This is a genomic window from Actinacidiphila yanglinensis, from assembly GCF_900107965.1.
GTDB lineage: Bacteria > Actinomycetota > Actinomycetes > Streptomycetales > Streptomycetaceae > Actinacidiphila > Actinacidiphila yanglinensis.
Genome location: NZ_FNVU01000006.1, coordinates 81,784 through 105,344, shown reverse-complemented (window position 1 = coordinate 105,344; position 23,561 = coordinate 81,784). Strand labels below are relative to the sequence as shown.

The following is a 23,561-nucleotide window of genomic DNA, read 5'->3' as shown; positions in this document are numbered from 1 at the left end:
GCCCGCGCGGTCACGGCCCGGGGAGGCCGGTGACCCGCAGGGTCAGGTTCAGCCGGCCGGACGCGAGCCCGGTCGCCGGATCGCCGGTGCCGGGCCGCACCCGGGGCACGCCGTGGAAGGCGTAGCGGGACGGCCCGCCGAAGACGAAGAGATCCCCGGACTCCAACTCCACGTCGGTGTAGGGCCTGGTGCGGGTCTCGGTGTTGCCGAAGCGGAACACGCAGGTGTCGCCGATGCTGAGCGACACCACGGGGTCCCCGGAGCGCTCGTCCTTGTCCTGGTGCATGCCCATCGTGGCGGCGCCGTCGTAGAAGTTGACGAGTGCGGTGTCGGGCGCGTACGCGGCTGCGGCGGCCGGGTCCTGGTACGCCTCGGCGACGGCCGCACGGCCCAACTCGCCCAGCCAGCCGGGGAACTCCGCCACCCGGGCGCCGTTCACGTCGGACGCGTCGCGCGAGTAGGCGTACGGACGCCAGTGCCAGCCCACGCAGACCGTCTGCACCGACATCACGCCGCCGCGCGGGAGGCGGGTGTGCCGCATCGGCACCGGACCCCTCGCCCACTCCCGGCAGGCCGCCACCAGCTCGCGCTGACGGTCCGGGTCGAGCCAGCCCGGCACGTGCACCGCGCCCGGCGCGGGGCTGCTACGGGGCCTCGGCAGCAAGGAGTTCACGACGGGTCCCGCTCCTCCTGAACCTGCCGATCCCTCAGATGTTCCTGGGTGGCGGAGAGTTCGGCCAGCAGCACGCGGGCGGCCGGGTCGGGCTCGCCCGCGGCGATCGCCTCCACCAGCGCGGTGTGCGCGGCCTCGCCGTGCTCCTCGTCGTGCGCGCGCACGTCGATCAGGTCCAGCAGCGCCAGCAGGTTCTCCCGCAGCGCCGGCGCGAACTCCGCGAACAGGTCGGTGAGTACGGGGTTGTGCGCGGCGGCGACCACCGCGGTGTGCAGCGCGATGTCCGCGTCGATGAAGGCCGCGCCGCTCGCCCCGTAGGTGCCGTGCGCACCCTCGCCGTCGGCCGTCGCGTCCCCGCCGGCCCCCGCGTCCTCCTCGCCGGCCCCGCCCGCGGAACCGGCCGCCGCCTGCTCCGGGCCCGAAGCGGTGCGCGCCCCGGCCGCCGTGCGCAGGGCCAGGGCCGCCCGCAGCGCCTCCACGTCCTCGGGGGTGCGGCGCACCGCCGCGAGCCGGGCGGCCTGCACCTCCAGCATCGCCCGCACCTCGTAGACGTCGACCAGGGCAGCGCGCCGCAGCCGGGCCGGCCAGTCCTCGACCGGACGGGTGGCGATCACGAAGACCCCCGCGCCCTGCCGGGTCCGCACCATCCCGGCGCCGGCCAGCGCGCGCAGCGCCTCGCGCACGGTGGAACGGCCCACGCCGAGCAGGGTGGCCAGCGTGGTCTCGCCGGGCAGTTTCGTGCCCACCGGCCACTGCCCGCCGGTGATCTGCTCCCGCAGCCGCTCCGCCGCCTGCTCCACCAGCGGGCTGGGCCGCAGCGAACCGAGCGCCATCGCTGCCTCACCTCTCCGTTCCACCCCTCGGAGCCCTGACTCTATCGGTTCCGCCGACCTCTCAGCTTGTCTGAGGACCTGAGGGGTGACTAGGCTGTCCGCCATGACGCAGCGGAGCCTTCTTCTCGGCCGCCGCGGCGGGGCCTGATCCGACCGGCACCCCGCCGCGGGGTTTCGTGACGCCGGTCGACCACCGGCAACCACGAACGGAACGGCCCAGGATGACCACGCACACCGCAGACCACCCGACCGGCGGCGCCCGCCCGGGCGACCCGCACCCCTCCCCGCCGCGCGGCACCGGCAGCGGACCCGCCGCCACCGCGCTCCCGGCGCTGCGCACCCCGTCCGGGCCCGTACCCGACGGCGCGCCCTGGTGGAACCCGCAGCGGGGCAGCGCGATGCCCTCCCACCGCTACCGCCCCGCGCGGGAGCGGGTGGAGGTACGGACCGAGGGCGGACGCCACTGGCCCTCCCGGCGGATCGAGCACGCGCCGCTGTGGGTCCCGGTGGACCTGCGGGACGGCAACCAGGCGCTCGCCGAGCCGATGGACCCCGCGCGCAAGCGCCGGATGTTCGACGTCCAGGTCGCGATGGGCTTCAAGGAGATCGAGGTCGGCTACCCGTCCGCGAGCCGGGCCGACTTCGACTTCGTCCGGCACCTGGCGACCTCCGGCGCGGTGCCCGACGACGTCACCGTGGTCGTGTTCACCGCCGCCCGGGCCGACCTGATCGAGCGGACCTTCGCCGCGACCGAGGGGATGCCGCGCGCGGTGGTGCACCTGTACACCGCGACCGCGCCGGTCTGGCGCGAGGTCGTCATCGGCCGCGGCCGGGCCGAACTGCGCGCGCTGATCGAGGAGTCGGCCACCCTGATGGCCAGGCTCGCCGACCGCCGGCCCGGCGTGCGCTTCGAGTTCTCACCCGAGGTGTTCAACCTCACCGAGCCCGACTACGTCCTGGAGGTGTGCAACGGCCTGACCGCGCTGTGGGACGCGGCACCGGACCGGCCGGTGATCCACAACCTGCCGGCCACCGTGGAGATCGCCACGCCCAACGTCTACGCCGACCAGATCGAGTACATGCACCGCCACCTCGACCGCAGGGACGCGGTGATCCTCTCGGTGCACCCGCACAACGACCGCGGCACCGGTGTGGCCTGCGCCGAACTCGCCCTGCTCGCCGGGGCGCAGCGCGTCGAGGGCTGCCTGTTCGGCAACGGCGAGCGCACCGGCAACGTCGACCTGGCCACCCTTGCGCTGAACCTGCACACCCAAGGCGTCGACCCGATGCTGGACTTCTCCGACATCGACGGGATCCGCGCAACCGTCGAGTACTGCAACCGCCTGCCGGTGCACGGCCGTCACCCCTACGTCGGGGACCTGGTGCACACCGCCTACTCCGGCACGCACCAGGACGCCATCAAGAAGGGCTTCGAGCACCACGCCCGCCGGGCCGCCGAGTCGGGCCTGCCGCCGGCTCAGGCGCCGTGGGAGGTGCCGTACCTGCCGATCGACCCCGCCGACCTCGGGCGCGACTACGAAGCGGTGATCCGCGTCAACAGCCAGTCGGGCAAGGGCGGGATCGCCTACCTGCTCAAGGACCGCCACGGGCTGGACCTGCCGCCCGCGCTGCGCGCCGACTTCTCCCGGATCGTGCAGGCCGCCGCCGACGACAGCGGCGAGGAGGTCACCGCGAAGGAGTTGGGGGACCTCTTCCACGCCGCCTACCTCGCCCCCGCCGAGCACGGGCCACTCACCCTGGCGGACTGGCAGGCGGTCGAAGTCGCCCCGGGGCGGCACGAGTTCACCGGCACGCTGGACGGTGGAGCGGGCGGCCGCACGCTGCACGGCACCGGCAACGGTCCGCTCTCCGCCCTCGCCGACGGGCTGGCGCGCGCGGGTGTCCCGGTGCACATCGAGCACTACGCCGAGCACGCCACCGGGCCCGGCCCGCACAGTGCGGCCGTCGCCTACGTCCGGATCAGGGCGGGGGAGAGCGCCTGGTGGGGAGCGGGCCGGGACACCTCGGTGCTCACCGCCTCGGTCCGCTCGGTGCTGGCAGCCGTCAACAGGTCGCTGGCCGACGGTTCCTGACGGGATGTCATCTTCGTCGCCGGGGGACGGGGGGGCTCGCTCAGCGGTGCCGTACCGGCGTCAGCGACTCGCGGGTGACCGGATCGCCGCAGTGCGCGCAGACCAGATCGGCGTCCGCCACCTGCCCGCAGTCGTGCCGCAGGTCCACCGCGGGGGTGTCCACCGCCCACCGGTCGCCCCACCGCAGCAGGGAGAACATCAGCGGGAAGAGCTCCCGGCCGGCCCGGGTCAGGTGGTATTCGTACCGCGGCGGGTGCTCGCTGTAGCGGCGCCGCTCCACCACGCCCGCCTCCTCCAGCTTGCGCAGGCGGTCGGCCAGGATGTCGCGCGACGCCCCGGTGTAGCCCGCGATCCGGGCGAACCGGTGGACGCCGTACGCCATCTCGCGCAGGGCCAGCAGCGACCACCGCTCGCCGAGGATCTCCAGCGCCGCCGCGATCGAGCACGGCCGTACGGCCATGGGTGCCGCGGCCATGTCCAGCGCCCGGAGCTCCCCGGCCGCGCCGCCGGCACCGCCGACCGCCACGCCGGTCGCCTCCGCCGCCGTCACCGGGTCCGCACCGTCCGCCCGGTCCGCACCGTCCGTCGGGTCCGCCCCGGCCGCCGAAGCCACCGCTTCCGCCGCCGGGGCGTCGGGCGTGCCCTCGCGCGCCGCGGCGCCCTTCACGGCCGGCGGGGTCTCGTCTGCTCGCCTGTCCATGCTCCCAGCGTAGACCGGTCGGTTGTCCTTTCCTACCGACCACTGCTAGCGTCGGGTGGAGTCGGTAGGAAATCACAACACACTCCCGGCATCCACCGCGCCCGCCCCATCGCTCTCCCTGACGAGGCTTGCCATGACCACGCCCGAGACCGCCGCCGAGCCCGAGCCCGAGACCGATCCCGCCGAGCCCGGGACCGGGACGGGGCCCACGACCGGGAGGGAGCCCGGGACCGGGACCGGGAGTCCGGGCGATCCCGCGCAGCCCCCGCCGCCGTCCCCGGCCGAGCGGCGGCACGCGCTGCGGGTCCTGGCGCTGGGCAGCTTCGGCGTCTTCGTGGTGTTCCTCGACACCACGATCGTGAACGTCGGCTTCGAGACGATCAGCCGCAGCTTCCACACGACGACCGTGCACCTCGCCTGGGTGCTCAACGCGTACAGCCTCGTGTTCGCGGCGATGCTGATACCGGCCGGCCGGGTGGCCGACCGCTACGGCCGCAAGCGGGTGTTCCTGGCCGGCCTGATCGGATTCGCCGCGATGAGCGCGCTGTGCGGTGCGGCGCCCGACCCGGGCGTGCTCATCGCCGGCCGCGCCCTGCAGGCGGTCTTCGCCGCGCTCATCGTGCCGACCTCCCTCGCGCTGGTGCTGCCCGAGTTCCCGCCCGCGATGCGGAACGTCGCCGTCGGCACCTGGGGCGCGATGAGCGCCGTCGCGGCCGCGCTCGGCCCGACGCTCGGCGCCCTGCTGACGCAGTACGCCTCCTGGCGGTGGATCTTCCTGGTCAACGTGCCGATCTGCGCGCTCATCGTGGTGTTCGGCCGGCGGATGCTGCACGAGGCACGTGACCCGCAGGCGCACGGCATCCCGGACCCGGTGGGCGTGCTCCTGGTCGCCGCGGTGCCCGCGCTGCTCAGCCTGGGCATCATCGAGGGATCGTCCTGGGGATGGTCCGACGCCCGGGTGGTCGGCTCGTTCGTCCTCGGGGCCGCCCTGCTGCCGGTCTTCCTGCGGCGCACCGCGCGGGCCGCGCAGCCCGTCATGGACCTCTCGCTCTTCAAGGTGCGGCAGTTCAGCCTCACCAACGCGGCGTCCCTGCTGTTCGCCACCGCGTTCTACGCCATGCTGCTCGCCAACATCCTCTTCCTGCAGACCGCGTGGCACTACTCGGTGCTGCGGGCCGCCCTGGCCAGCGCGCCGGGACCGCTCGTCGTCGCGTTCGTCGCCCGCCACTCCACCCGGCTGGCCGGGCGGATCGGACCGCGCCCGGTCCTGCTGGCCGGTTCGGTCGTGTGGATCGTCAGCCTCGGGGCGCTCGCGCTCGCGGTCGGCGGGGGACCGCACTGGGCCACCCACTGGCTGCCCGCGTCCCTGGGCACCGGGCTGGCGATCGGGCTCAGCCTGCCCGTGCAGTCCGCCGCCGCGGTCGAGGGGCTGCCGCCCGCCCGCTTCGCGGTGGGCTCGGCGATCAACTCCAGCTTCCGGCAACTCGGGGCGGTACTCGGGGTCAGCGTGTTCGTCGCCATCCTCGGCACGCCGGCGGCCTCCACCCTGGTCACCACCTACCACCACATCTGGTGGACCCTGGCGGCCGTCGGCTTCGCCGCGGGCGTGCTCCCCTACGCGGTGCCGGTCCGGTCCCGGACGTAGGGACGCGACCGGCCGGGCCGGGTGCCCCGCCCGCCCGGGAGCCTCAGGCCAGCGCGGCGAGCAGGCGGGACAGCGGGCTGCCCAGCCCCCACCGCTCGGCGAGGTCCGACAGGACCCGGGGATGGGCCGGCCGGGAGGGCAGGACGGGGTCGAGGCCGGCGGGCAGCGGGACGTCGGTCGCGACCCGCACCACCCGCGGGGCGACGTCGAGGTACGCCGAGGCGGCCGTGATGTTCCGGCGCCGGGCCGGGGTCAGCTTGGAGAACGGCTCGGCCGCCGCGGCCCGGACGGCCGTGAGGTCGCCGTACTGGGTGATCAGCTCCGCCGCGGTCTTCTCGCCGATGCCCTTGACCCCGGGCAGGCCGTCGCTCGGGTCGCCGCGCAGGGCGGCGAAGTCGGCGTACTGGCTCGCCCGCACTCCGTAGCGCGCCTCGATGGCCCCCGCGTCGATCACGTCGCAGTCGCCGACGCCCTTGCGCGGGTACAGCACCCGCACCCGCCGTGCGTCGTCCACGAGTTGGAACAGGTCGCGGTCGCCGGTGACGATCGCCACCGGCGAGGCCGCGGCGGTGGCGAGGGTGCCGATCACGTCGTCCGCCTCGTAGCCGGGCACGCCGACCCGGGCGATGCCGACCGCGTCGAGCACCGCCTCGATCACCGGGACCTGCGGGGAGAGCGTGTCGGGCACCTCCTCGGTACCGGCCGCGGGGTCGGCGACCCGGTGCGCTTTGTAGGAGGGGATGAGGTCCACCCGCCACTGGGGCCGCCAGTCCGCGTCCATGCAGGCCACCAGCGAGGCGGGGGAGTGGTCGGTGACGAGCCGGGCGATGAAGTCGATCAGGCCGCGCACCGCGTTGACCGGGGTGCCGTCGGGCGCCCGCACCGACTCCGGGACCCCGAAGTACGCGCGGAAGTAGAGGCTGGCGGTGTCGAGCAGCAGCAGGTCACCGCCGGTGCGGTTGCCGCCGTCGGGCTTCTCGTTCGTCACGCGGCCAGCATGGCACGCCGCACCGACAGCCCGCCGTACCGTGGGACGGTGACCGAGCAGACCCCGATCCGCCCGGCGGTGCGCCGCGTGGTGTCCCTGGTGCCGTCCCTGACCGAGGCCGTGGCCGTCACCGCGCCCGGCCTGCTCGTCGGCGCCACCGACTGGTGCACCCACCCGGCGGGCCTGGACGTCGCGCGGATCGGCGGCACGAAGAACCCCGATGTGGCCGCGATCACCGCCCTCGCCCCCGATCTGGTGATCGCCAACGAGGAGGAGAACCGCCCGCCGGACCTCGACGCCCTGCGCGCGGCCGGCCTGCGGGTCCTGGTCACCGAGGTGCGCTCGCTGCCGCAGGCCCTCACCGAACTGCGCCGGGTGCTCGTCGACGGGTGCGGGCTGCGCCGGCCGGACTGGCTCGACGCGGCCGAGGCGGCGTGGCGCGACCTGCCCCCGGCGCGCCCGTACGCGGTCGGCGGCGCCGACCCCGGTGCACGCAGCCGCGCGATCGTCCCCGTCTGGCGGCGCCCCTGGATGGCGCTCGGCCGTGACACCTTCGCCGGGGACCTGCTCGCCCGCCTCGGGGTCGACCACGTGCTGGCCGGCCACACCGAGCGCTACCCGCGCTTCGATCCGGCCGATCTGCCCGCCACCGACCTCGTCGTGCTGCCGGACGAGCCCTACCGGTTCACCGCCGAGGACGGCCCCGAGGCGTTCCCGGCGCTGCCCGCCGCGCTGGTCAGCGGACGGCACCTGACCTGGTACGGCCTCTCGCTGGCCGAGGCGCCCGCCGTCCTCGGCGCGGCCCTGCGCGCGGCGCGTGCGGCGCACCCGGGGCAGCGGCCGTGAGCGGCGCCGTCGCGCGGAAAGCCGGCCGGGTCGCGGTGTGACCTGGATGTGACCCCCGTGCTTACGGGATTCTCATGCTGGGGTCATAAGGTGACGCCGTGACGACGACGACCCCGCCCGGCTGGTACCCAGAGCCCGGGCACACAGGCAACGGCCCCGCCCTGGAACGCTGGTGGGACGGGAACACGTGGACGGAGTACACCAGGACGGCACCCGTGCCGGCCGGCGTCCCCGCGAACGGGCAGCAGCCCTTCGGCGGCCAGCCCTCGTACCCGCCGTATCCCTCGGGTGACGTCATAGGCTCGCCCGGCGGCGGCCCCAGGCGCCCGCGCACCGTGGCGATCGCCATCGTGGTCGCGCTCGTCGTCATCGGCGGCATCGTCGCCGCGGTCGTCGCGGTGGGCAACAACGGCGACGACTCGGCGGACAAGAAGAGCAGCCCGAGCGTGACGCTGCCCGGTCGCAGCGGCCAGCCGCAGAACCCGCAGAACCCGCAGTCGCAGAACCCGGACGACCCGAGCAACCCCGGCGGCCCGGCCGGCCCCTCCGACGGGCCGGCGGTCGACATCGTCGACGGCATCAGCCTGCCCCTGCTGGACGGCTGGACCGGCGGCACCGCGCAGGACGGCAGCGCCAGCATCTCCACCGGCTCCTACACCTGCCCGAACGACACGAGCGGCGACCAGGAGTGCTCGCTCGGCGGCGCGTACTCCGAGCCCGCCAAGGCGCTGAAGCTCACCGCGACCACGGCCGAGGGCGTCGCCAAGGAGGACATCAAGGGCAACGCGTCCAGTTCCTACGGCGCGAGCACCTACGGCGCGACCACCTCGCACCAGGAGGTGGAGTCCAAGGCGGTCACGGTTGCCGGGCAGAAGGGCTACCTGGTCCGCTGGAAGGTCAGCACCAAGTCCGGCACGGACGGGTACGTCGAGTCGCTGGCCTTCCCGTCGCCGAGCGTCAGCAACCAGATCGTCGTGGTCCGCTTCGGTTTCGACATCTCCGGCAAGGCGCCCAAGCCCGCGGTCATCGACCAGATCACCCAGGGCATCAAGGCCGACTCCACCGGCGGGAGTTCCGGCAGCGGTTCCGGCGGTACCGGGGTCTGAGCCGGCGCACCCGCACGGCCGCCCCACCCGAGCAAGCGCACGCCTGAGCGGCCGACGGCCCGGGCATCTGACAGCCCGGGCCGCTCAAGTCGGCCTTACGGTGGCGGTTCCCCGGCCGGACGGGGAACCGCCACCGTGCCGTTCACAGGAGGCCGCTCACAGGAACGTCCGGCCCTCGCCGCGGTACGTCGGCACCTCCGAGGCCACCCGGTCCCCCTCGACGAGATGCAACCGGGCGAAGCGCTCGCAGAGCTCGCCCGCCTTCGCGTGCCGGAACCACACCGTGTCACCGATCAGCAGGTCGTCGGCGGCCGAGCCGAGCAGCGGCGTCTGCACCTCGCCGGGACCCTCCTGCGCGTCGTAGCGCAGCCCCTCCGGCAGGTACGGCACCGGCAGCCGGTCCGGGCCCGGCGCGCCCGAGGCGGGATAGCCGCCGCCGAGCACCGTGACCACGCCGACGCCGGGGCGGCGCACCACGGGCAGCCCGAACAGCGCCGCCGGGCGGCCCTGGAAGGCGGAGTAGTTGTCGAACAGCCGCGGCTGGTAGAGGCCGGAGCCGGCCGCGATCTCGGTGACCGCGTTCTCCGCCGCGGTGCTCTGCACGCTGCCGGTGCCGCCGCCGTTGACGAACTCCAGGTCGGGCACGACCGCCCGCACCGCCCGCACCGCCTCCGCGCGGCGGGCCGCCAGCTCCCGGCGGGCGGTGGACTGCATCAGCCGTATGGCCAGCGACCGCGCCGGGCGGCCCCTGACCGAGTCGCCGACGCCCGCGATGTGCCCTTCGTAGGCCATGATCCCGACCACCCGGAACCCCGGCCTGGCCTGCACCGCGCGGGCGGTCTCGGCCATCCGCTCCGGCGAGTGCAGCGGCGAGCGCAGCGCGCCGATCCGCACCCGGCCGCCCAACTTCCGCAGGCTGGTGTCGAGTTCCAGGCAGACCCGGACCGTCTCGGTGCCGCCCGCGCCGCGCGCCGCGTCGATCAGGTCGAGTTGCGCGGCGTCGTCGACCATCACCGAGACCGTCCGCGCCAGTTTCGGGTCGGCGGTCAGCTCGGCGAAGCTCTCGCGGTCGGCGGACGGGTACGCCGTGAGGATGTCGGTGAACCCGGTGCGGGCCAGCCACAGCGACTCGGCGAGGGTGAAGGACATGATGCCCTCGAAACCGTCGCGGGCCAGGACGCGTTCGAGCAGCGCGCGGCAGCGCACCGACTTCGAGGCGACCCGGATCGGTTTCCCGGACGCCCGCCGGACCAGGTCCGCGGCATTCGCGTCGAAAGCGTCCAGGTCGACGATCGCCAGCGGGGCCTCCAGATGCGCGGTGGCCCGGTCGAACCGGGCCCGATCACCAGTGCGTTGGGCCATGTACGCAGCCTGCCAGACGGACATACCGCGCGGTAGCCCCCTCGCTCCCGCCCCGTGGCCACCGCACGACGCGCCGACCCCGTAGAGTGACGCGCACATTGAACGGGAACGGTCACGAGGGAGCGCCGGTGAGCACCGGAGTGGACAACGGAAGCACCCCGCCCGCTTCCTTCCCCACCCTCCATCCGCATGCCGGGCGCCCGGCCGAACCCCCGCTGCCGCCCGGCCGGTCCGGCCGGCCCGCGCAGGGGACCCCGGTCACGCCTCCGCCGCCCGCCGCGCCGCCGCGGCCCCCCGTGCAGCCCCTGCCTCCGGAGGCGCCGCGCACCGCCCCGACGATCGGGGCCCCGCCCCCGCCCGCCGGACCGCCTTCCGTCCCCGCACCGGCCGCGCCGCCGAACGCCGCCGCGAGCTCGGCGATGCCGCCGGCCCCGGCGCGCCCGGCCTTCGTGCCGCCCGCACCGCCCGTGCCCCCGGCGCCTGTTGCCCGCCCGTTCCCGGAAGCGCCGGCCGCGCCGGTCGCCCCGCCCCGGGCCCCGGCCGTACCCCCGTCCGTTCGCCGGCCCGCTCCACGCGGCCGGCTGGTGCTGGCCGCCGCATGCCTGGTGGTCGGGCTCGGCCTGGTCGGCGGCGCCGTCGCGGGCGCCGTCATCACGCACGGCCCGAGCCGCCCGGCGCCGGTGGCCGACGGCAGCCCCCAGGCGTTCGCGCAGGCCCGCGACGTCTGGCGCAACACCCCGGTGGACAAGCTCTTCCCGCCCACCCTCACCGCGAAGGACGGCGGGCCCGGCGGCGCCGACCGCTCCTGGACCCGGCTCGGCGTCGCCGCGCCCGCGGGCTGCACGGGCGCCTTCGACCCGCTGCTGCAGCAGGTGTTGGCGCCGGCCGGCTGCGCCCGGCTGCTGCGCGCCACGTACGTCGACAGCACGTCGACCACCGTCACCACGGTCGGCCTGGTCGTCGCCTCCGGCCAGGCCCCGGCGATGAGCGCGCTCAACAAGCGGTGGAGCGCGCAGAAACTCGGCGAGCGCATCGACCTGATGCCCAGGCCGGTGGCCTTCCCCGGCACCCCGTCCGCGCACTTCGGTACGCACCAGCGCGGCAGTTGGGACGTCCAGGTCTCCGCGGACCTGCCGTTCGTCGTCTACGCGGTCAGCGGCTTCGCCGACGGCCGCACCGTCCCCCAGCCGCAGCCCGCGGACAAGGCCGACGCCCCGGGCGCCACCACCGCACCGGCACAGGCCGGTCTCGGGTTCGACTCCAGCGGCCTCGCCTCCGCCGTCGACGACCGCGTGCACGCGGCCGTCACCGCCCTCCTCCACCCGCCGACCACCGGCTCGGAGCACCACGGATGACCCCCGCCCGCGAACCCGCCCCCGTGCCCGCACCGCGCTCCGCCACGCCCGCCGCGGCGAACCGTCGCCGCCGGCGCGGTACCGGCCCCGCCGTCCGCGCCCTCGCCGCGCTCGCGGTCGCGGGCACGACGGTCGCGCTGTCCGCCGCGCCCGCTGCCGCGGACAGTGCGCGCGCCTCCGACTGGGCGCTGTCCGCGCTGCACGCCCAGCAGGCGTGGCGGACCACGAAAGGCGCGGGCGTCACCGTCGCGGTCCTCGACACCGGGGTCGACCCGACCCACCCCGACCTCACCGGCCAGGTGCTCCAGGGCAAGGACGAGGTCGGCTTCGGCGCCAAGCCCGGCGACTCGGTGTGGGCCAAGCACGGCACCGGGATGGCCGCGATCATCGCCGGTCACGGGCACGGCCCCGGCGACGGCGACGGCGTGCTCGGCATCGCCCCGCAGGCCCGCATCCTGCCGGTCCGGGTGATCCTCGAGGACAAGGACCCGCAGCGGCAGCGGGCCAGGACCAAGCGCGGCGACGCCCTGCCGGCCGGCATCCGCTGGGCGGTCGACCACGGCGCCGATGTCATCAACCTCTCGCTCGGCGACGACAGCGCCACCGCGGCCCCGGTCGCCGCCGAGGACGACGCGATCCGCTACGCGCTGAGCAAGGGCGTCGTGGTCGTCGCCTCCGCGGGCAACGGCGGTGACGCCGCCGACCGCTCCTCCTATCCCGCCGCCTACCCCGGGGTGATCGCCGTCGCTGCGGTCGACCAGCGCGGGGAGCATGCCTCCTTCTCCACGCACCGCTGGTACGCCTCCGTGTCCGCGCCCGGCGTCGAGGTGGTCATCGCCGACCCGGACCGGACCTACTACAGCGGGTGGGGGACCAGCGCGGCGTCCGCGTACGCCTCCGGGGCGGTCGCGCTCATCCGGTCCGCGTACCCCAAGCTCAGCCCGCTCCAGGTCAAGCAGGTGCTGGAGGACACCACGCGGGACAAGCCGAAGGGCGGGCGCAACGACGAGGTCGGCACCGGCCTGATCGACCCGGCGGCCGCGCTCGCGGCGGCCGGGAAGCTCAAGCCGGCACCGGTCCAGCCCGTCCCGGCGGCCTACCCGCACGCCTACTTCGCCCCCGGTCCGACCACCCCGGTCGCCCCGTCCTCCTCCCAGCTCCTCGCCAACGGCGCGGCCACCACCTTCGCCGCGATCGGCGCCGCCCTGATCGCCGTGGCGGCCCTGCTCTACTTCCGGGTCCGCCGCACCCGCTGATCGGGGCGCTGCCGGCAGGGGACCGCCCCGCGGGCGCCCGGCCGGAGCCGGGCAGTCGGCGCCGGATAGGGTGCCGTGGTGGCAGCGAAGAGCATTCCGGACCCCGGTTTCGCGGAGGACGACGGGTCGGCGGACGCGGCACTGACCGAAGCCCTGGCGGCGTACGCGGTGGGCGAGGCGTCGGACGCCGACGTGGTCGCCGCGCTGCACGGCGCGCGATTGCTCGTCCCGGTCGTCGCGGTGCTCGGCGAGGCCGAGACCGGGCCCGACGGCCTGGCCCGCGAGAAGAGCAGCGACATGGCGGTGCCCACCATCCAGGCGCCGGACGGCCGCAAGGCGCTGCCCGCCTTCACCTCGACCACGGCGCTGGCGCAGTGGCGCGCGGACGCCCGCCCCGTGGCCGTACCGCTGCACCAGGCACTCCAGGCCCTCGTGCACGAGAAGGCGGACACGCTGCTGATCGACCTGGCCGGACCGGTGGCCTACGAGCTGACCGGTGCCGCCCTGCGCGCCGCCGCGGCCGGCCCGGCCCGTACGCAGCCGCTGGCCGACCCGGAGGTGCGGGCCGCGCTGGCCGCCGCGGTCGCCGCCGAGCCGGGTATCGCCCGCGCCCACCTCACTCCCGGCGGCCCGGGCAGCGACGGCACCCTGACCCTGGTGCTGGCCGAGGGCGCGGACGCGTCGGCCGCCGCCAACCGCGTGGCCACGGCCCTGGCCTCGGACGAGACGCTGCGCGCGGCTCTGCTGCAGGGCCTCGACCTGGCGCTGCTCCCGCCGCGGGCGACCCCGCCCGGGGAGTCCCTCTTCGTCCGCTGACCGCCGGAGCGGCCCGCCCTCTCACCGCCTTCGCACGGCCGCCGTACGGCCGCCGTACGGCCGGCCCGCGATCCCGTTCCGGCGTCGTATATGTCCCGAGATGTGCGAATCACCCGTTGAGCCCACAATGCAAGGGCAAGGGTTGATCATTTCGAGGAGGCCCGATGGACCGGCGAACAATCACCGCGGCGGACCTGAAGAACTACCGCCCCACGGACACGCGCGTCCTCATCTGCGAGTTCCTCGGCACGCTCGTGCTCGTCTTCTTCGCGGTCGGCGCCGCGGTCCTGTCCGGCGCGTACCTGGGCACCCTCGGCATCTCGCTGACCTTCGGCTTCGTCCTGCTCGTCGTCGCGTATGCGATCGGGCCGATCTCCGGCAGCCACGTCAACCCGGCCGTGACGCTCGGCATGCTGCTGGCGCGGCGGATGGAGCTGCGCGCCGCGATCGAGTACTGGGTCGCGCAGTTCCTCGGCGCGATCGTGGGCGCCGCGCTCCTGCTGCTGGTCTCCGAGCAGGTCCCGGGCTTCCACCGGCACGGCGCCTTCGGCACCAACGGCTACGGGACCCGCTCGGCGGTCGGCATCAACATCTTCGGCGCGTTCGTCACCGAGCTGATCCTGACCTTCCTGGTGGTCTTCGTCATGCTCGCGGTGACACAGAAGATCGCGGTGGTCGGCTTCGACGGCCTGGCGATCGGCCTGTCGCTGGCCGTGGTCAACCTGATCGGCATCCCGCTCACCGGCACCGGCGTCAACCCGGCCCGCAGTCTCGCCCCGGCGCTGTTCGCGGGCAGTCCCGCCCTGACCCAGGTCTGGCTCTTCCTGGTGGCCCCGCTGGTCGGCGCCGCGGTGGCGGCGCTGGTCTACCAGGCGACCCACCCGGCGATGGCGGCGGCGAAGGCCGCCCGCGCCGCCGCGGTCGACGCCGAGAGCGCCGCCCGCACGAAGGAGGGCGACGCCTGACGGGCCGGCGCGCTCGTCAGCGGGAAACCCCGCGCTCGTCAGCGGCAGACGGAGCCTAGCCGTAGACCGGGCCGGTGAACTTCTCGCCCGGGCCCTGGCCGGGCTCGTCCGGGACCAGGGACGCCTCGCGGAAGGCGAGCTGCAGCGACTTGAGACCGTCCCGCAGCGGCGCCGCGTGGAAGGAGCTGATCTCGGTCGCGCTCGCCGAGACCAGCCCGGCCAGCGCCTGGATGAGCTTGCGGGCCTCGTCGAGGTCCTTGTGCTGGTCGCCCTCCTCGGCCAGGCCCAGGTTCACCGCGGCGGCGCTCATCAGGTGGACGGCGACCGTGGTGATCACCTCCACCGCCGGGACGTCCGCGATGTCGCGGGTCATGTCGTCGAAGTCGGGGCCCGGGGTGGGGGAGGAGGCGGGAGTGGGGACCGGTGCGTCGCTCATGGCCGCAACGATATGCCCCGTCCGGCCGATTACGGCCCCAGGGTCCGCACTGCTATGCTTAGTGAACGACCGGTCGGACATTCGCGTGCCCGGCCATCAAGTGGAGGCTCCGATCTCCCACCTGTTCGGCCCCTGGCCGACGGGTCCCGGTCAGACGGCTCCGGCCGGCGCGTCAGCGCCCGGCTTCCGCCGTCCGATGCGCCCCGCGGAATAACGCGGCGGTGCTCCCGGTTGTGAGGAGCCCGCCTGTGTGCCGTACGGGGCGTTTTTTGTCGCTCGGAACCGACGCACAGGGTAGTACGAGAGAGACGACCCAGAGCGCGGCTGTCGGCCAGTCAGTCGCGTGGTGCAACCGAGGAGGCCCCATCAGCGCCGAGCCCCGCATCAACGACCGGATTCGCGTTCCCGAGGTGCGACTTGTCGGTCCCAGTGGCGAGCAGGTCGGCATCGTGCCGCTTGCCAAGGCCCTGGAACTCGCGCAGGAATACGACCTCGACCTGGTCGAGGTCGCGGCGAACGCCCGTCCGCCCGTGTGCAAGCTCATGGACTACGGGAAGTTCAAGTACGAGTCGGCCATGAAGGCCCGTGAGGCGCGCAAGAACCAGGCGCACACGGTCATCAAGGAGATGAAGCTCCGGCCGAAGATCGACCCGCACGACTACGACACCAAAAAGGGTCACGTCGTCCGGTTCCTCAAGCAGGGCGACAAGGTCAAGATCACGATCATGTTCCGCGGCCGTGAGCAGTCCCGTCCGGAGCTGGGTTACCGCCTGCTCCAGCGGCTCGCGGAGGACGTCCAGGACCTCGGGTTCATCGAGTCGAACCCGAAGCAGGACGGCCGCAACATGATCATGGTCCTCGGTCCGCACAAGAAGAAGACCGAGGCCATGGCCGAGGCCCGCGAGGCCCAGGCAGCTCGCAAGGCGGGCCGCCAGGGCGACGCCGCGGACGACGATGACACCGCCGACGGCGACACCGCCGACGCGGAGGAGTCGTTCGAGGCCCCGGCCGACGCCGGCTGACGCCGCAGCCCGAGAAGTACCCCGAAACCGCCGCAGAACCGGGCGGCTTCGGGTGGTAATAGCAGGACTGACGCTCCCCGTACGCCCTCACCGGGCGCCCGGGAGGGCCAGCGACGAGGAGACCACGGCGCCATGCCGAAGAACAAGACCCACAGTGGTGCGAGCAAGCGCTTCAAGATCACCGGCTCCGGCAAGGTGCTCCGCGAGCGCGCGGGCAAGCGCCACCTGCTGGAGCACAAGCCGTCCAGCAAGACGCGCGCCCTGACCGGCACCGTCGAGGTGGCCCCGGCCGACGCCAAGAAGATCAAGAAGCTTCTCGGCAAGTGACCTGCGCGCCCCCGACCGGGGCGCGCGGTCCGATCCGGGACCCCCATCGCTTTCGGACCGCGTGACCAGCACCGCGGTCCCCTAGAAGGAGTTATCAAGTGGCACGCGTCAAGCGGGCAGTCAACGCCCAGAAGAAGCGCCGGGCGATTCTTGAGCAGGCCAGCGGTTACCGCGGTCAGCGTTCGCGCCTGTACCGCAAGGCCAAGGAGCAGGTCACCCACTCCCTGGTCTACAACTACAACGACCGCAAGAAGCGCAAGGGCGACTTCCGTCAGCTCTGGATCCAGCGGATCAACGCCGCTGCCCGTGCGAACGGCATCACCTACAACCGCTTCATCCAGGGTCTGAAGGCCGCGAACGTCGAGGTCGACCGGAAGATCCTGGCCGAGCTCGCGGTCACCGACGCGCCCGCGTTCGCCGCGCTCGTCGAGGTCGCGCAGAAGGCACTGCCCTCCGACGTCAACGCGCCGAAGGCCGCGTGACGCTGCGCTGGGCTCAGCCGTGTACGTGGGTCTGCGGGCGGGGTGCCCGCGGGCCCACGTATGTGTTTGCCCCTCGGGGCGGGGCGTTCGGTGCGTGACGGGACCTTGCGGTCCGCGGTGGCTTGTCGCGCGGTTCCCCGCGCCCCTTCGGGGCTCGTCCTCCGCGGTGGCCCGCGGGGCTTCTCGCGCAGTGCCTCGCAGCCCTTTGTCACTGACCTTTTTTGCGGAAGTAGCGTAGTCGCGTGAGTAGCGCATCCATGGATCTGACGTCGGTGCGTTCCGCGCGGGTGACCGCGGCCCGCAGGCTCGCCAAGCGCTCGTTCCGGGGGAAGGAGCGGCGCTTCCTCGCGGAGGGGCCGCAGGCGGTGCGGGAGGCGGTGGCGCACGCCGGGGGAGAGGCGGGGCGGACGCTGGTGGAGCTGTACGCCACGCCCGAGGCCGCCGAGCGGCACGCGGACGTGGTGGCGGCGGCCCGTGCGGTCGGCGCGCCCGTCCTGACCGCCACTCCCGAGGTGATCGCGGAGATGTCCGACACCGTGACCCCGCAGGGCCTGATCGGGGTCTGCCGGTTCGTCGACTCCCCCTTCGAGCAGGTGCTGGCCGCCGCGCCCCGGCTGGTCGCGGTCCTGGCGCACGTACGCGACCCGGGCAACGCCGGCACCGTGCTGCGCTGCGCGGACGCGGCCGGCGCGGACGCGGTGGTGCTCACCGACGCGTCGGTCGACCCGTACAACCCGAAGGCCGTACGCGCCTCCGCGGGCAGCCTCTTCCACCTGCCGGTCGCGGTGGGCGTACCGGTCGAGGAGGCCGTGGCGGGGCTGCGGGCGCAGGGCGTACGGGTGCTGGCCGCGGACGGCGCGGGGGAGCGGGACCTGGACGCCGAGCTCGACGCGGGCCGGATGCTCGGGCCGACCGCCTGGGTGTTCGGCAACGAGGCGTGGGGGCTGCCCGAGGAGACCCGGGCGCTGGCTGATGAGGTGGTGCGGGTGCCCATCCACGGCCGGGCGGAGAGCCTGAACCTCGCGACCGCCGCCGCGGTGTGCCTGTACGCATCCGCGCGGGCGCAGCGCGCACCCGCGGGGTGCCGCGGCATCACTCCGAGCTAGTAGGGTTGACCGCCCTGGGGGCCCTGAGAGGGGGGTGGCGGGCTTGGACGTGATGCCGCAGAACGGCATGCGCGGGACATCGGCGGACTGGGCCGCCTCCGTGCCTCCGCCCGGCCACGAGCCGCCCGCACCGCCGTCGCCGGACGGCGCGCTGGGCGCACTGGGCATCGACGCCGACGACCTGCCCGACGGGTTGGTGGTCGCCGACGAGCACGGCCGGGTGATCTGCTTCAACGCCGCGGCCGCCCGGATCACCGCCCTGTGCCCGAGCGACGTGCTCGGCCGCCCGGTGGACCAGGCGCTGCCCCTGGAGGACCTGGACGGCCGCCGCTGGTGGCAGCTGACCGACCCGTACGGGGGACTGGCGATCCGGGTCGCGCAGCCCGAGCGCAACCTGCTGCTGCCCGGCGGCCGCGAGGTGCTGGTGTCGGCCCGGTACGTGCGCCTTCAGCCCGGCGGGCCGGTGCGCCGGCTGGTGGTCACGCTGCGCGGGACCGAGGCGCGGCGCCGTACCGAGCGCTCGCACGCCGAGCTGATCGCAACCGTCGCGCACGAGCTGCGCTCCCCGCTCACCTCGGTCAAGGGGTTCACCGCGACGCTGCTGGCGAAGTGGGAGCGCTTCACCGAGGACCAGAAGAAGCTGATGCTGGAGACCGTCGACGCCGACGCCAACCGGGTCACCCGGCTGATCGCCGAGCTCCTCGACATCTCCCGGATCGACTCCGGCCGTCTGGAGGTCCGCCGCCAGCCGGTGGACATCGTCGCGGCCGTGCGCCACCACGTCGACGGCCACGTCGCGGCCGGGCAGAGCGCCGAGCGGTTCGCGGTGCGGGTGTGCGGGCCGCTGCCGGCGCTGTGGGCCGACCCGGACAAGGTCGACCAGATCCTGGGCAACCTGCTGGAAAACGCGGTGCGGCACGGCGACGGGACTGTCACCATCGAGGTGACCCGCGCCGCCGGCACCGGCGGCGACGACGATCGTACGACGGAGGGCACGGCAGTCACCGTGAGCGACGAAGGCCCCGGCATCCCCGAGGAGTCGATGGGCCGCGTCTTCACCCGCTTCTGGCGGGGGAGCAAGCGCGGCGGCACCGGCCTGGGCCTGTACATCGTCAAGGGCATCGTCGAGGCCCACGGCGGCACCATCAGCGTCGGGCGCGCGCCCGACGGCGGAGCCGAGTTCCGATTTATCCTGCCCGTCGGGGCCCCCGCGTATCTGGCCTGAGGGCCACCGGCCGTCATCCGGCCGGGCAGACCGCGGTCGAGCCGCCCCGGCGGGCGCCACCGCCTGTACCCGAGCGGGTGTGCCATGGCCGATAGACTCGGTCCTCGGCATGGGTCCGGTCGGGCAGATCCTCCCCCGGAGGCACCGCCTCGGGGTCACCGCCATGAGCACCGAATTCGGAACGGGAAGAGATGTCGGCACCGAACAAGTCGTACGACCCTGTGGAGGTCGAGGCGTTGCAGCCGCAACAGATCGAGCAGATGCGCGACGAGGCGCTGGCCGCGATCGCGGCCGCCACCGATCTGGACGCGCTCGCCCACGTCAAGACCGCCCACGCCGGCGGCGGCTCGCCGCTGGCGCTGGCCAACCGGGAGATCGGCGCGCTGCCGCCGCAGGCCAAGGCCGAGGCGGGCAAGCGGGTCGGCCAGGCGCGCGGCGCGGTCAACAAGGCGCTCGCCGCCCGCCAGGGCGAGCTGGAGGCCGAGCGCGACGCCCGGGTGCTGGTCGAGGAGGCGGTCGATGTCACGCTGCCCTACGGCCGGGCCACGGCCGGCGCCCGGCACCCGCTGGCCACCCTCAGCGACCGTATCGAGGACATCTTCGTCGCCATGGGCTACGAGGTCGCCGAGGGCCCCGAGGTCGAGGCGGAGTGGTTCAACTTCGACGCGCTGAACATCTCGGTGGACAACCCCGTCCGCAGCGAGCAGGACACCTTCTTCGTGGCCGCCGCCGACGGGTCCGAGGACAGCGGCATGGTGCTGCGCACCCACACCTCCGGCGTGCAGATCCGCTCGCTGCTGGAGCGCGAGCTGCCGGTCTACGTGATCGCGCCCGGCCGCGTCTACCGCTCGGACGAACTGGACGCCACCCACACCCCGGTATTCCGGCAGGTGGAACTGCTGGCGGTGGACGAGGGCCTGACCATGGCCGACCTGAAGGGCACGCTGGACCACATGGTGGTCTCGCTCTTCGGCGAGGGTATGACGACCCGGCTGCGGCCGAACCACTTCCCCTTCACCGAGCCGTCCGCCGAGATGGACATGCTCTGCTACGTCTGCCGGGGCGAGTCCGTCGGCAACCCCGACCGCCCCTGCCGCACCTGCTCCTCCGAGGGCTGGATCGAGCTGGGCGGCTGCGGCATCGTCAACCCGAAGGTGCTCATCGCCTGCGGGGTCGACCCCCAGAAGTACAGCGGCTTCGCGTTCGGCTTCGGCATCGAGCGGATGCTGATGTTCCGCCACAACGTCGAGGACATGCGAGACATCGTCGAGGGTGACGTGCGCTTCACCCTTCCGTTCGGGATGGAGATCTGATGCGGGTCCCGCTTTCTTGGCTGCGGGAGTACGTCGACCTGCCGGCCGGCACCGCCGGCCGCGACGTCCAGGCCAAGCTCATTTCCGCCGGTCTTGAGGTCGAGACCGTGGAGCAGGTGGGCGAAGGGTTGCAAGGACCGCTGGTGGTCGGCCAGGTGCTGACCATCGAGGAACTGGAGGGCTTCAAGAAGCCGATCCGGTTCTGCACGGTGGACGTCGGCAAGGCCAACGGGACGGGCGAGCCGCAGGAGATCGTCTGCGGCGCCCGCAACTTCGCGGTCGGCGACAAGGTCGTGGTGATCCTGCCCGGCGGCGTGCTGCCCGGCGACTTCCGGATCTCCGCCCGCAAGACCTACGGCAGGGTCTCGCACGGGATGATCTGCTCGGCCCGCGAGCTCGGCATGGGCGACGACCACGACGGCATCGTGGTGCTCCCGCCCGAGCACGAGGTCGGCACCGACGCGATCGGCCTGCTCGAACTCGTCGACGAGGTCCTCGACATCGCCGTCACCCCCGACCGGGGCTACTGCCTGTCGCTGCGCGGGGTGGCCCGTGAGACCGCGACCGCCTTCGGGCTGCCGCTGAGCGACCCGGCCCTCATCGACGTGCCCGGGCCCAAGGCCGGCGGGTACCCGGTGCAGGTCACCGACGAGGCCGGCTGCGACCGCTTCACCGCCCGCACCGTCACCGGCATCAACCACGAGGCGCGCTCGCCGATCTGGCTCCAGCGCCGGCTGCAGAAGGTCGGCATGCGGCCGATCTCGCTCGCCGTGGACATCACCAACTACGTGATGTTCGAGGTCGGGCAGCCGCTGCACGCCTACGACCGGACCCGGCTGAACGGCATGATCGGGGTGCGCCGCGCGGCGCCCGGCGAGAAGCTGACCACCCTCGACGGCGTCGAGCGGGTGCTGGACGGCGAGGATCTGGTCATCACCGACGAGTCCGGGCCGATCGGCCTGGCCGGCGTGATGGGCGGCGCGCACACCGAGATTGCCGACGCGGGCGTTCCCGGCGCCGACGGGAGCCCGGAGGCCGGCGCGGGCACCACCGAGATCGTCATCGAGGCCGCGCACTTCGACCCGGTGTCGATCGCGCGCACCGCCCGCCGGCACAAGCTCGGCTCCGAGGCGTCCCGCCGCTTCGAGCGCGGCACCGACCCGCAGGCCACCTCCGCCGCTGCGCAGCGCGCCGTGGATCTGCTGGTCCTGCTCGCCGGCGGCACCGCCGAGCCCGGCGTCACCGAGATCGCGGTGCCCGCCGAGCCGCGCACCGTCGCGATGGCCGCCGACCACCCCGACCGCGTCGCCGGCACCCGCTACGGCCGCGAGACCGTGGTGCGCCGCCTCCAGCAGATCGGCTGCTACGTCACCGGCTCGGACGACCTGATCGTCACCGTTCCGAGCTGGCGGCCCGACCTGTCCTTCCCCAACGACCTCGCCGAAGAGGTCATCCGGCTCGAGGGCTACGAGAACCTGCCCTCCACCCTGCCGCGGCCGCCGGCCGGCCGCGGCCTGACCGACTCGCAGCGGCTGCGCCGCCGGATCGGCCGCGCGCTGGCGGGCGCCGGCTACGTGGAGGCGCCGGCCTACCCGTTCGTCGGCACCGAGGCCCTGGATGCGCTGGGCCTGGACGCGGACGACCCGCGGCGCCGCGTCGTCACCCTCGCCAACCCGCTGTCCGACAACGAGCCGGCGCTGCGCACCACCCTGCTGACCGGGCTGCTCGCGACCCTGCGCCGCAACGACGGGAGGGGCAGTCACGACCTCGCGCTCTTCGAGACCGGCCTGGTCTTCCACCCCCGCGAGGGCGCCGGCACGCCGCCGCGCCCCCCGGTGGACCGCCGGCCCACCGACGAGGAGATCGCCGCGCTCAAGGCGGCGCTGCCCGACCAGCCGCGGCACGCCGCCGTGGTCCTCACCGGTGCCCGCGAGCCGGCCGGCTGGTGGGGCGCCGGCCGCCCCGCCGGATGGGCCGACGCGATCGAGGCGGCCCGTACGGTCGCGCGCGAGGCCGGGGTCGAGCTGATCCTGCGTCAGGACCAGCACGCGCCCTACCACCCGGGCCGGTGCGCCGCGTTCTACGCGGTCGCCGGTGACGGCACCGAGGTGCGGGTCGGGCACGGCGGCGAGCTGCACCCGCGGGTCACCAAGGCGCTCGGCGTGCCCGAGCGGACCGCCGCGATGGAGGTCGACCTCGACGTGATCGAGTTCGCCGGGGCGGGCCACCGTCCCAGCGGGCCGCGCGTGTCCACGTTCCCCGTGGCCACGCAGGACGTCGCGCTCGTGGTCGCCGCCGATGTCCCCGCCGCCGAGGTCGAGGCGGCGTTGCGCGAGGGGGCGGGCGAACTCCTGGAGTCGCTGCGGCTCTTCGACGTCTTCACCGGGCCGCAGATCGGTGAGGGGCGTAAGTCGCTGGCGTACGCGCTGCGCTTCCGGGCGCCGGACCGCACGCTCACCGCCGAGGACGCCTCGGCGGCTCGCGACGCGGCGATCGCCCGCGCCGCGGAGCGCACGGACGCCACCCTGCGCGGGTAGGAGTGCGGGCCGCCCGCCCGGTTCTCCCGGTGCGGGCGGCCCTGCCCAGGGCGGACCGGCTCCGGAGCGGCCCGGGTGGGGGCCGGCCCCCGTGCCCGGCGGCGGGACGGGTTCGTAATGTCCGGATTGGGTAGGTGTCGGGCTCACGGTCCCCGCGTCGCAGCGATCGGAGCGCCCTCATGGTGACGACCCCGCATCTCCACTCCCGCCCGAACCCTTCCGCGAAGGCGCCCCCGAACCCGCACCTGGCGGACGAGGGCCTGAGCGTTCCGGAGGACGCCATCCAGCGCCCCGGGCAGATGCCGCCGGCGGAGTCAGGTGTCTCCGACCTGGACGGACCCGAGCGCGAACCGCTCAGCCGGGGGTGGGCCGCGGCGCCGATCACCCTCATCATGATCGTGGTGGCGCTGTTCGTCGCGGGATTCCTCGGGTGGGCGATCGAGCTGATGGTCTGAGCGCCCGCGACTGCCGGTGA

22 protein-coding genes are annotated in these 23,561 nt (G+C 74.3%); 16 read left to right on the top strand and 6 right to left on the bottom strand.

The genetic code is table 11. The features are described from left to right. Positions 1–10: 10 nt before the first annotated feature. Positions 11–673, bottom strand: a complete 663-nt coding sequence (locus tag C4U44_RS15515; RefSeq protein ID WP_103886381.1) for an alpha-ketoglutarate-dependent dioxygenase AlkB family protein — start codon at positions 671–673, stop codon at positions 11–13. Then, complete coding sequence (locus C4U44_RS15510; RefSeq protein WP_103886380.1) at positions 670–1,506, bottom strand: FadR/GntR family transcriptional regulator; 837 nt, start codon at positions 1,504–1,506, stop codon at positions 670–672. Before C4U44_RS15510 ends, C4U44_RS15515 begins: the two co-directional genes overlap by 4 nt. 398 nt (positions 1,507–1,904) lie before the next feature. Between C4U44_RS15510 and leuA the strand changes: the two genes are divergently transcribed. Then, positions 1,905–3,599 carry a 2-isopropylmalate synthase gene (gene leuA / locus C4U44_RS15505; protein ID WP_103886719.1) on the top strand — a complete coding sequence of 565 codons (1,695 nt, stop codon included), beginning with the start codon at positions 1,905–1,907 and terminating at the stop codon, positions 3,597–3,599. Positions 3,600–3,639: 40 nt separating this feature from the next. Here the strand turns inward: leuA and C4U44_RS15500 are convergent, their stop codons facing one another. Continuing rightward, the gene (locus tag C4U44_RS15500) at positions 3,640–4,299 is read right to left on the bottom strand and encodes a winged helix-turn-helix transcriptional regulator (protein ID WP_235032109.1); all 660 of its coding nucleotides are present in this window, start codon (positions 4,297–4,299) and stop codon (positions 3,640–3,642) included. A gap of 133 nt (positions 4,300–4,432) precedes the next feature. Here C4U44_RS15500 and C4U44_RS15495 point away from each other — a divergent pair, with 133 nt between their 5' ends. Next, entirely contained in the window at positions 4,433–5,944 is a 1,512-nt protein-coding gene (locus C4U44_RS15495; RefSeq protein WP_103886379.1) for an MFS transporter, read from the top strand. Between the two features lie 43 nt (positions 5,945–5,987). On the opposite strand, the gene C4U44_RS15490 is transcribed toward C4U44_RS15495, so the two are convergent. Then, positions 5,988–6,884: a 5'-3' exonuclease gene (locus C4U44_RS15490; RefSeq protein WP_103886717.1), complete on the bottom strand. Its 897-nt coding sequence runs from the start codon at positions 6,882–6,884 to the stop codon at positions 5,988–5,990. Between the two features lie 96 nt (positions 6,885–6,980). Between C4U44_RS15490 and C4U44_RS15485 the strand changes: the two genes are divergently transcribed. Together C4U44_RS15485 and C4U44_RS15480 are read left to right on the top strand one after the other, a co-directional pair. After that, positions 6,981–7,778 carry a helical backbone metal receptor gene (locus C4U44_RS15485; RefSeq protein WP_235032108.1) on the top strand — a complete coding sequence of 266 codons (798 nt, stop codon included), beginning with the start codon at positions 6,981–6,983 and terminating at the stop codon, positions 7,776–7,778. A 98-nt stretch (positions 7,779–7,876) separates the two neighbouring features. Next, positions 7,877–8,884, top strand: coding sequence for a DUF2510 domain-containing protein (locus tag C4U44_RS15480; RefSeq protein WP_103886378.1), 1,008 nt, complete (start codon positions 7,877–7,879; stop codon positions 8,882–8,884). Between the two features lie 156 nt (positions 8,885–9,040). Here the strand turns inward: C4U44_RS15480 and C4U44_RS15475 are convergent, their stop codons facing one another. Further along, on the bottom strand, positions 9,041–10,246 hold the full coding sequence (locus C4U44_RS15475; RefSeq protein WP_103886715.1) for an amino acid deaminase/aldolase: 1,206 nt from the start codon (positions 10,244–10,246) through the stop codon (positions 9,041–9,043). 584 nt (positions 10,247–10,830) lie between these two features. Here C4U44_RS15475 and C4U44_RS15470 point away from each other — a divergent pair. The 4 genes from C4U44_RS15470 to C4U44_RS15455 all read left to right on the top strand — a co-directional run bounded on the left by C4U44_RS15470 (position 10,831) and on the right by C4U44_RS15455 (position 14,638). Then, on the top strand, positions 10,831–11,601 hold the full coding sequence (locus C4U44_RS15470) for a hypothetical protein (RefSeq protein ID WP_235032107.1): 771 nt from the start codon (positions 10,831–10,833) through the stop codon (positions 11,599–11,601). Further along, complete coding sequence (gene mycP, locus C4U44_RS15465) at positions 11,598–12,857, top strand: type VII secretion-associated serine protease mycosin (protein ID WP_103886377.1); 1,260 nt, start codon at positions 11,598–11,600, stop codon at positions 12,855–12,857. The genes C4U44_RS15470 and mycP overlap by 4 nt, the downstream gene beginning before the upstream one ends. A 78-nt stretch (positions 12,858–12,935) precedes the next feature. After that, complete coding sequence (locus tag C4U44_RS15460) at positions 12,936–13,673, top strand: SseB family protein (protein ID WP_103886713.1); 738 nt, start codon at positions 12,936–12,938, stop codon at positions 13,671–13,673. 164 nt (positions 13,674–13,837) lie between these two features. After that, positions 13,838–14,638, top strand: a complete 801-nt coding sequence (locus C4U44_RS15455) for an MIP family channel protein (RefSeq protein ID WP_103886376.1) — start codon at positions 13,838–13,840, stop codon at positions 14,636–14,638. Positions 14,639–14,693: 55 nt separating this feature from the next. On the opposite strand, the gene C4U44_RS15450 is transcribed toward C4U44_RS15455, so the two are convergent. Further along, positions 14,694–15,074 (bottom strand): DUF1844 domain-containing protein, encoded by a 381-nt coding sequence (locus C4U44_RS15450; protein ID WP_103886375.1) that lies wholly within the window; start codon positions 15,072–15,074, stop codon positions 14,694–14,696. Positions 15,075–15,439: 365 nt separating this feature from the next. On the opposite strand from C4U44_RS15450, the gene infC reads away from it, so the two are divergent. The 8 genes from infC to C4U44_RS15405 all read left to right on the top strand — a co-directional run bounded on the left by infC (position 15,440) and on the right by C4U44_RS15405 (position 23,541). After that, positions 15,440–16,096: a translation initiation factor IF-3 gene (infC, locus tag C4U44_RS15440; RefSeq protein ID WP_103886711.1), complete on the top strand. Its 657-nt coding sequence runs from the start codon at positions 15,440–15,442 to the stop codon at positions 16,094–16,096. Between the two features lie 132 nt (positions 16,097–16,228). Beyond that, a complete protein-coding gene (gene rpmI, locus C4U44_RS15435; protein WP_103886374.1) occupies positions 16,229–16,423 on the top strand; it encodes a 50S ribosomal protein L35 in 195 nt (64 codons plus the stop codon). Between the two features lie 98 nt (positions 16,424–16,521). Beyond that, positions 16,522–16,905 (top strand): 50S ribosomal protein L20, encoded by a 384-nt coding sequence (gene rplT, locus C4U44_RS15430; protein WP_103886373.1) that lies wholly within the window; start codon positions 16,522–16,524, stop codon positions 16,903–16,905. A 257-nt stretch (positions 16,906–17,162) separates the two neighbouring features. Continuing rightward, the gene (locus tag C4U44_RS15425) at positions 17,163–18,011 is read left to right on the top strand and encodes a TrmH family RNA methyltransferase (protein WP_103886372.1); all 849 of its coding nucleotides are present in this window, start codon (positions 17,163–17,165) and stop codon (positions 18,009–18,011) included. A 52-nt stretch (positions 18,012–18,063) separates the two neighbouring features. After that, positions 18,064–19,236 (top strand): sensor histidine kinase, encoded by a 1,173-nt coding sequence (locus C4U44_RS15420; RefSeq protein WP_407642847.1) that lies wholly within the window; start codon positions 18,064–18,066, stop codon positions 19,234–19,236. A gap of 191 nt (positions 19,237–19,427) precedes the next feature. After that, positions 19,428–20,549: a phenylalanine--tRNA ligase subunit alpha gene (pheS, locus tag C4U44_RS15415; protein WP_103886371.1), complete on the top strand. Its 1,122-nt coding sequence runs from the start codon at positions 19,428–19,430 to the stop codon at positions 20,547–20,549. Further along, complete coding sequence (gene pheT, locus C4U44_RS15410; RefSeq protein ID WP_103886370.1) at positions 20,549–23,086, top strand: phenylalanine--tRNA ligase subunit beta; 2,538 nt, start codon at positions 20,549–20,551, stop codon at positions 23,084–23,086. The genes pheS and pheT overlap by 1 nt, the downstream gene beginning before the upstream one ends. A 179-nt stretch (positions 23,087–23,265) precedes the next feature. Beyond that, positions 23,266–23,541 carry a DUF6480 family protein gene (locus C4U44_RS15405; RefSeq protein WP_103886369.1) on the top strand — a complete coding sequence of 92 codons (276 nt, stop codon included), beginning with the start codon at positions 23,266–23,268 and terminating at the stop codon, positions 23,539–23,541. Positions 23,542–23,561 lie beyond the last annotated feature (20 nt).

Bases quoted from the DNA above. Each gene is read 5' to 3' on its own strand.
- C4U44_RS15510 (WP_103886380.1), bottom strand. From the start codon at position 1,506: ATGGCGCTCGGTTCGCTGCGGCCCAGCCCGCTGGTGGAGCAGGCGGCG.
- leuA (WP_103886719.1), top strand. From the start codon at position 1,905: ATGCCCTCCCACCGCTACCGCCCCGCGCGGGAGCGGGTGGAGGTACGG.
- C4U44_RS15500 (WP_235032109.1), bottom strand. From the start codon at position 4,299: ATGGACAGGCGAGCAGACGAGACCCCGCCGGCCGTGAAGGGCGCCGCG.
- C4U44_RS15495 (WP_103886379.1), top strand. From the start codon at position 4,433: ATGACCACGCCCGAGACCGCCGCCGAGCCCGAGCCCGAGACCGATCCC.
- C4U44_RS15475 (WP_103886715.1), bottom strand. From the start codon at position 10,246: ATGGCCCAACGCACTGGTGATCGGGCCCGGTTCGACCGGGCCACCGCG.
- mycP (WP_103886377.1), top strand. From the start codon at position 11,598: ATGACCCCCGCCCGCGAACCCGCCCCCGTGCCCGCACCGCGCTCCGCC.
- C4U44_RS15455 (WP_103886376.1), top strand. From the start codon at position 13,838: ATGGACCGGCGAACAATCACCGCGGCGGACCTGAAGAACTACCGCCCC.
- C4U44_RS15450 (WP_103886375.1), bottom strand. From the start codon at position 15,074: ATGAGCGACGCACCGGTCCCCACTCCCGCCTCCTCCCCCACCCCGGGC.
- rpmI (WP_103886374.1), top strand. From the start codon at position 16,229: ATGCCGAAGAACAAGACCCACAGTGGTGCGAGCAAGCGCTTCAAGATC.
- C4U44_RS15425 (WP_103886372.1), top strand. From the start codon at position 17,163: ATGGATCTGACGTCGGTGCGTTCCGCGCGGGTGACCGCGGCCCGCAGG.
- C4U44_RS15420 (WP_407642847.1), top strand. From the start codon at position 18,064: ATGCCGCAGAACGGCATGCGCGGGACATCGGCGGACTGGGCCGCCTCC.
- pheS (WP_103886371.1), top strand. From the start codon at position 19,428: ATGTCGGCACCGAACAAGTCGTACGACCCTGTGGAGGTCGAGGCGTTG.
- pheT (WP_103886370.1), top strand. From the start codon at position 20,549: ATGCGGGTCCCGCTTTCTTGGCTGCGGGAGTACGTCGACCTGCCGGCC.
- C4U44_RS15405 (WP_103886369.1), top strand. From the start codon at position 23,266: ATGGTGACGACCCCGCATCTCCACTCCCGCCCGAACCCTTCCGCGAAG.